Here is a 7,496-nt window from a genome sequence, read left to right as displayed (position 1 = left end):
AAGCCTGTATTTCTACAAGCTTAATCACCAATAATTGAATAAAACTGATCATAAGAAGGTTTTAATACTTCATATACATCTGGCTGAATACGATATTGCGTATAATCACGTAATCTTCCATCCTCTTCTTTTTCAATGACCCTTCTTTCAATCATCTTCTTATTCTTTAATAAACCACCCTGTTTGACATCTCCCTTATATTCCAAGGGTTCATTATCATTATCTAATAGTTCTTCAAACAAAGCCTTATCCTTTTTATTTAAGGAAGTCATAAAATTCCATAAATCTGGAACATTCATCTTTTTCTCTTTCTTAAACAACATAATCATCACCTGACCTTATTGTACACCATGACTTTTTAAATAAGAAGGTATGATTTTTATAAAACAAATGGCAGTCACAATACTCGCATAAATATCAGCTGCTGGTTGTGCATAGAAAATATTAGAAACCCCTAAAAATACAGGTAATAAACATGTACAACACAAATACATCAGTTTACGATTTAAAGATAAAAACAAAGATAGTTTTACATTGGATAATCCTGTAATTCCATCCACTAAAACATATTGAATGGACATCATTAAAATACCTAAACAGAAGATTTTAATAGCTCTTTGCGCTATTGGCATTGTCATGGCATCACTTGTAAACATAGCTACAAATACATGGGAGTAGCACATCGAAATGATAAACATGATCAAACAAAATAAAAACGCAAATGAAATCACAATTTTAAATGCTTCTTTGATTTTCTTTAAATTTTGCGAACCAAAATGATACGCAAAGATAGGTTGTGTACCTGAACTAATACCAAGTAATGGTCCTGTAATCAATAAGAAATAGCTTTGAGCTACAGTAATAGCCGAAATATAAATATCACCCATATTTCCACCATACTTTTGAAGCATCATATTCATCACTATTAAAATAATGGAATCGGATGCGATAATCAGAAATGGAGAGAATCCAAGTTTTACAATATGCTTCATCTTCTCTATAGATAATTCTTCTTTATGAAGTTTGATTTTCGATTTGAATCTTAAAAAACAAAGCACAAACATACACGATAAAAGCTGTGCTACAACTGTACCAATGGCTGCTCCAGCCACACCAATCTTTAAAGTACGAATCAAAATAAAGTCAAAAATAATATTTGTGATGGCCCCAATACAAACACTTAACATCGCAATCGTGGCATAGCCCTGTCCCGTTATAAAATAATTCAATCCAATCGACATTAGGGCAAAGAAAGTTCCTAATGTATAGATTGTTAAATAAGTATTGGCATAAGGATAAAGGGCATCACTGCCTCCAAACCAATAGATCAAATTGTGTTTTAAAAGAATGAATCCAAGTATTAAACAAACAGAAAGAACAACCAACATCACAAAGCTGTTATATAAGATTTGACTTGCCCTTTTCTCATTTTTTTGTCCTAAACACATGGATAGCCAAATCGAACCACCAATACCTACAAGTGTTCCAAAACTCGATAATAAAGTAACGATTGGCCCACATATTCCAACGGCTGCCAAACATACATTTCCCACTTCTTCAATTTGTCCTACAAACATACGATCGACAATGGAATATAAAATATTAACAAGTTGAGCAATCATACTCGGTATAGCTAGAGACATGACTAGTTTTAACATAGGAGTATTTTCAAAATCATTTTGTCGCATTTTATACTCTATACTCTTTAATATAATCTTTAGCTTCGATCAAATCTTTCGCAGTATAAACCGTCTGCTTCTTTTGCACTTCTGTTGGAGCAATCAGATCTGGCACTTGAATACAATCAATACCTGCTCTATAAGCTGCTTCAACACCCACACTCGAATCTTCTAATACAATCGTATTTTCTGCTTTTGTGTTCATTTTCTTTAAAACACTCAAATAAATTTCTGGATCTGGCTTACGCTTTGTGACTTCATCCCCACAAAGAACATAGTCAAAACGATCATATACCCTAATCTTTTTAAGTCTTTGTTCGGTTAAATCTCTTCTTGTCGTTGTTGCGACAGCCATTTTGATATGATGTTGTTCTAAAAAATCCAACATTTCATATAGGCCTGGTTTAACTGGTACTTTATTGGCCAGTGAACTAAGTCCGATTTGTCTCCACTCATTCAATAATTTATCTTGGATATCACTTGGTAAAAGACGATCCAACAACACTTGCTCATCTTCCAGTCTTTTGCCAATTAATGAAGGAAATAAAGTGTCTCCTAAATTTGAAATACCATATTTATCTCCTGCCTTGTCAAACGCATTCTTCCATACGCTTTCTGTATCAATCATTAACCCGTCTACATCAAATATGACTAACTCTGACATACATATCCTCCCTCAAAAAAAACAACATTAGTATAGCACGAAAAAGAAGCAACGTTACATTGCTTCTAATATATCGATTACTTCTTTTAAATTCTTACACTGAAGATCAACATATTTCATGTCTTCTTCATTAAATGGGACTTGATCTGGAATCCAAACTCTTCGCATATTTGCATTATACGCCGCACGAATTCCATTCTTACTATCCTCAAGTACGATACAATTTTCAGGCTTTACTCCCATCTTTTTTGCACATGCCAAAAATAAATCGGGAGCTGGCTTTGACGCATATTCATCTTGTGATGAAAGCATCAAATCTGCTTGAAAATCAAATCCGCAATTATTCACTAAACGCTTAATGTGCGGAACACTTGAGCTTGACGCAATGCAAATATTATAATTATTCGATTTTAAATAATCATGCAATTCTTTCAAGCCATATTTATTGGCAGAGCCTGGAATCGCAAAGCGTTTCTCGTAATAAGAAACAAATTCATCATCGGCAATTTTCAACATATCCTCTAACCATGGATAGTCCTTATGGTAAATTGAATAATCGAAATGACTTGTGCCTAACATCCCTAAAAAATATTCTCTTGGAAAAGCGTGACCATGTTTTTTACAAACATCTTCAAATACATCAATATAAAGTGTTTCTGTATCAAACATCAACCCGTCCATATCAAAAATTACTGTATTAATCATCGCCGTCATAATTTACAAAATTCTCCGTTTTTGCGGCTGCGATAGCCTTAAATTCCTTTAATAAAGGATGTTGATAAATAGAATGTAAGTCGTTTGAAATAATAAAGCTTAATAGTTGTACAAATGGTAAATAAACAATTGGTGAAAGTTCACTTGATACAGTACCACTCAAGCTTAAAACATGATCATCATCCGCTAATCCAGGATTATTTGAAATCAAATAGGCACGCTCACTTACTTTGCGTGTAGCCTTATATACTTGTTCCACACGATGACTTGCCACATCGTTTCCATCAAAGAAAATCACATTGTATTGTGGCGTTAATTGTAAATTCGGACCATGAATATATTCTTCAATTTCGTAGCAGCAACTTGGAATGTGAATGGTTTCCCCCATTTTTAATGCACTTTCAAGCGCTGTTCCATAATTGGCTCCCGCTCCACAACTGTAAACCCAAGACATAGATGAAAATTCTTTATAGTGTAACTGAATAAAGCTTGTAGCCTTACCAATCATTTCTTCATTTAAATGGACAGCTTTTTTTAACTCTTCTAAATATTCAGTCTTACCAGAATACGCAATTGCGAATAAATCTAAGAATAGCGCAAGTGAGGAAACACCCTTTGTGACATAGCCAACTAATTCTTCGCCAACACCATACTCAATCACAACATCCGCAACATCTTTTACATCACTATTTTTATTTCCTGTTAAACAAATCGCTCTACATTGTTTTTTCTTAATGATTTTTAATGCTTCAATTGCATTTGTACTTAAACCACTCTGTGTAACTACCAAAACTAAGTCTGTTTCTTTAATATCATTTTCATAATACGTAAATGTATATGGAGTAATGATTCTAACTTCTAAACCACTCACTTTTTCCACAAAACTTCGAGCACAATAACATGCATTATGACTTGATCCAGAAGCCACAAGCAAAATACGTTTGATTTCTTTTTGTTGCATTTCCTTCATCAATGGTTCAACCAATGCAGTGTATTGTTCAATATTTGTTCTTAATACGCCCGGTGTTTCTTTCACATAATCAAGCATTGTTAATTTTTCCATATGTACCTCCCTAAACAACATATAAAAGGTGGAATGGTTCCACCTTTATATTTTAGTATTCTAATCTTCTGTAATAACGACGGATTTCCATTGGGTGACGAGTTTCGATTTCCATGTGAACGTCAATTCTGTTGTTTACAGCGTGCATTACGTGGTGAGATAAGTGTTTACGATATTTTTCACTAATTCCCTTTAATTCGTAATCTTTAGAGTCAATAATTGTGTAGTTTTCACAAATTCTTGGAATAAAGTTAGCTACACGCTCAGACAATGGACGTTGAGCATCTTCACCGATATAGATTGTAACTGGAGTTTCTTTAGTTACGATTTCAAACATACCATGGAAAAATTCATTAGATGAGATTGATTTAGTCTTTAACCATAATTGTTCTTCCCAATAGCACATTGCGTATGAGTAAGTAGCTCCCCATTGATTTCCAGCACCTACAAAGTAGTGCATTTCGTCATTCCAGTGTTTTTTAGCAAATTCAACAGCAAATGGTTCAGCTTTCTTTTCAACTTCTACTAAAGCTTGAGCCAAGTATTTGTCAAATTCTGCATACATATCTTCGTAGTCTTCGAATTCACCATTGTTGAACATGAAGCGGTCAGCAACCATGAAGAACTTTAATTGTTCGTTAACTGGATAAGAGATCTTGTAGTCTGCTAAGTCTAATAAGATAGCTTCTTTAGCATCAACAAATGAGATAACTGTAGCGCCAACTTCTGCTTTGATTTTTTTGATAGCATCAACAACTTCTTTAGTGTTTCCAGTTACAGAAGAGATAATAACAACTGTATCTTTAGTAATACGTTTGTTTCCTGTAGTTAAGTATTCAGCAGCATTTTCTGCCCAAGTTTCAATAGCACTCATCTCTTTCATGTGTACTGTAGCCTGCATAGCACTTGCCCAAGTACCACCAACACCTAACCAGCAAATGTTTGAATATCCACGTTCGCAGATTTCATCAACGATTTCGTTGATTTGAGGGCGTAGAGCCAATGCTCCATTTACGCTATCGATTTTTTCTTGTTCATTAAATTTAATCATTTTCTTTTCCTCCATTTATTTATTTAAATTTATTAACAACCTAAGATACCAAAGAATGAGCCAATCAATCCGATTGCGACACACAATAACAACAATGTAGTTGTCTTAATATTTTTCTTTTTCAATAAGTAGTAAACCAATAATGTGAATAATAATGGCATTAAACCAGGCATGATATTATTGAATACATCATTTAATGTAGTTGCTTCATCACCAGAACCAAATGCCAATGGGAATTTGATTGAAACGTTTTCAGCAGTCATACCACCAACAACCATCAATCCTAAAACGCTTGCTGCATAAGTAAGTTTTGACATCAATCCATTTTCCTGGATCTTAGCCAAGAATCCACTACCTAATTTATAACCAGCATTCATTAAGTAATAACGTAATCCTTGAGCAGGAATATTGAAGATCAATAAGAATAAGATAGGTCCTAAGATATTTCCTTGGTTTGCTAATGATAGACCAACACCAGTAGCGATGATACGTAATGTTCCCCAGATGAATGAATCACCAATACCAGCTAAAGGCCCCATCAATGAAACCTTAACACTATTGATACTTTCTGTATCGAAGTTAGGATCATTTGCGTTACTTTCTTCCATAGCAGCACTGATACCAAGAATCAATGTTGACAATTGAGGAGTCGTATTGAAGAATTCCAAGTGACGTTGCATAGCTGCAATTTGGTCTTCTTTATTTGAATACAATTTTTTGATTACTGGTAACATACAGTAGCAGTATGCCATGTTCATCTGTCTTTCATAGTTCCAGTCCCATTCCATTCCGAATGAACGCCAGAATACTTGATTTAATTCTTTTTTTGTTAATTTATTAGAAGTCGTCATCTTCGTCTAATCCTCCTTCTGTAGCTGTTTGAGCTGAATTGCTACGTAATTGAGTTAATACGATAGCGATGATAGCTCCAAAAATTGCGATTGCAGTTACTGGAATTCCTAAGTATACGCTTAATGCGAATCCTAAGAAGAAGAAACATGCAACTTCTTTGTCCATAATCATCATCAACAATAAGCCAAATCCAATTGCAGGTAATAAGCCCATTGTGATTTGTAAACCATTTGAAATCCATTCAGGAATTACATTTAATAAAGCCTGTACAGCAGGTCCACCTGCATAGTAACCACATGCTACGATAACACCAATAATCAAGTTAACACCGAAGAATCCACCTAAGAAGTGCATTCTAGCAACGCCTGCCATGTTTCCTTCAGCTGCATATGTATCTGCTTTGTGAACAAATGGAGGTAAAATGAAAACCATTCCAACGTTCTTTGCGATTAAAACCAATGAAGCAACTGGTAAACCAACAGTTAATGCAGTTTCTGGTCCAGCTCCTGTAGTAATTGTGAAAGCTGTTCCTAATACGGTTCCTGAAATCATTTCAGGTGGAATACTAGCTCCGATTGAGAAAGCTCCCATAAATGCCAACTCTAAAGTTGCACCTAATGTAACACCTGTTGGGATATCACCAAGTACAACGCCTGTTAAAGCTCCCATAACCAATGGTCTTGACAACAAGCTTGTACCGAACAAATATTCAGCATTTCCAAGCATTGCTACCAAGCCAAGTAAAATTGCTTGTAATAACATATTTCTCCTCCTATAATACTTTCTCTACGTTTACTGGACTATCTTCTGGAACCATCTGAATTGTTACATCCACGCCTGATTCACATAATCCTTTTAAAATTGTTTCTTCTGCTGGAGTAATATTCATTGCCTTTGAAATATTACGAGTTTCAGCAGTAGCCTTAGTACCACCAAGATTTAATTTATTGATGTTGCACTCTTTACACAATCTTTCAGCATCCTTAATAGATTCAACTACAGTCAATAATTTGTATTTGTCTGTAACACCACTGTTGATCGCATTTACTGCATCATCCATATTTTTAATAACTAATTTAACACCACTTGGTTTTGCCAACTTAATTGATGTTTTTCTTAAATCATCTTTCATAACTGCATCGCACGCAATTAAGATACAATCTGCTTCAACTGCATTTTTCCAAGAAAAAGCAACTTGACCATGTAACAATCTGTGATCCACTCTTAATAATTTGATCATTTTTTTCTCCTCCTATTAGAAATCTTCATCATCTTCGCTTGTCATACCATTCATAACTGTCATTCCCTCTTTAGCTGCTTCAATCAAATCGTTCGCATCTGCTAATTCAAGATTTTGGCCCAAGCTTTTCATTACTACATCTAATGCCAATCCCATGTTCATTCCTGAAAAAACCATTACATTATCCAATACTGCAAGTTTAGATAAAGCTGTGTGAACACTTCCACCTTTGA

General features: G+C 34.6%; 9 protein-coding genes and 1 pseudogene. All 10 read right to left on the bottom strand.

What is annotated here, in order from left to right:
* Positions 1–20 precede the first annotated feature (20 nt).
* Positions 21–323: a hypothetical protein gene (locus ACZQCL_RS03920; protein WP_227992246.1), complete on the bottom strand. Its 303-nt coding sequence runs from the start codon at positions 321–323 to the stop codon at positions 21–23.
* Positions 324–338: 15 nt separating this feature from the next.
* On the bottom strand, positions 339–1,688 hold the full coding sequence (locus ACZQCL_RS03915) for an MATE family efflux transporter (RefSeq protein ID WP_482481887.1): 1,350 nt from the start codon (positions 1,686–1,688) through the stop codon (positions 339–341).
* A gap of 1 nt (position 1,689) precedes the next feature.
* Entirely contained in the window at positions 1,690–2,343 is a 654-nt protein-coding gene (locus ACZQCL_RS03910) for an HAD family hydrolase (RefSeq protein WP_333673079.1), read from the bottom strand.
* A gap of 54 nt (positions 2,344–2,397) precedes the next feature.
* Positions 2,398–3,048, bottom strand: a complete 651-nt coding sequence (locus ACZQCL_RS03905; protein ID WP_227992243.1) for an HAD family hydrolase — start codon at positions 3,046–3,048, stop codon at positions 2,398–2,400.
* A complete protein-coding gene (locus tag ACZQCL_RS03900) occupies positions 3,041–4,120 on the bottom strand; it encodes an SIS domain-containing protein (RefSeq protein WP_227992242.1) in 1,080 nt (359 codons plus the stop codon). The genes ACZQCL_RS03905 and ACZQCL_RS03900 overlap by 8 nt, the downstream gene beginning before the upstream one ends.
* Positions 4,121–4,172: 52 nt before the next feature.
* On the bottom strand, positions 4,173–5,171 hold the full coding sequence (locus ACZQCL_RS03895; RefSeq protein WP_227992241.1) for an SIS domain-containing protein: 999 nt from the start codon (positions 5,169–5,171) through the stop codon (positions 4,173–4,175).
* A 32-nt stretch (positions 5,172–5,203) separates the two neighbouring features.
* Complete coding sequence (locus ACZQCL_RS03890; protein WP_418584009.1) at positions 5,204–6,022, bottom strand: PTS system mannose/fructose/sorbose family transporter subunit IID; 819 nt, start codon at positions 6,020–6,022, stop codon at positions 5,204–5,206.
* A complete protein-coding gene (locus ACZQCL_RS03885) occupies positions 6,009–6,785 on the bottom strand; it encodes a PTS mannose/fructose/sorbose/N-acetylgalactosamine transporter subunit IIC (protein WP_118114703.1) in 777 nt (258 codons plus the stop codon). The genes ACZQCL_RS03890 and ACZQCL_RS03885 overlap by 14 nt, the downstream gene beginning before the upstream one ends.
* A 10-nt stretch (positions 6,786–6,795) precedes the next feature.
* Positions 6,796–7,263, bottom strand: a complete 468-nt coding sequence (locus tag ACZQCL_RS03880) for a PTS sugar transporter subunit IIB (RefSeq protein WP_003864241.1) — start codon at positions 7,261–7,263, stop codon at positions 6,796–6,798.
* A gap of 15 nt (positions 7,264–7,278) precedes the next feature.
* Positions 7,279–7,496: pseudogene (locus ACZQCL_RS03875) on the bottom strand (PTS sugar transporter subunit IIA); the annotation flags it as partial.

This window comes from Holdemanella sp. (assembly GCF_056804935.1).
Note: the sequence above shows the minus strand (reverse complement) of the source record. Positions and strands in the feature narration are given on the sequence as shown.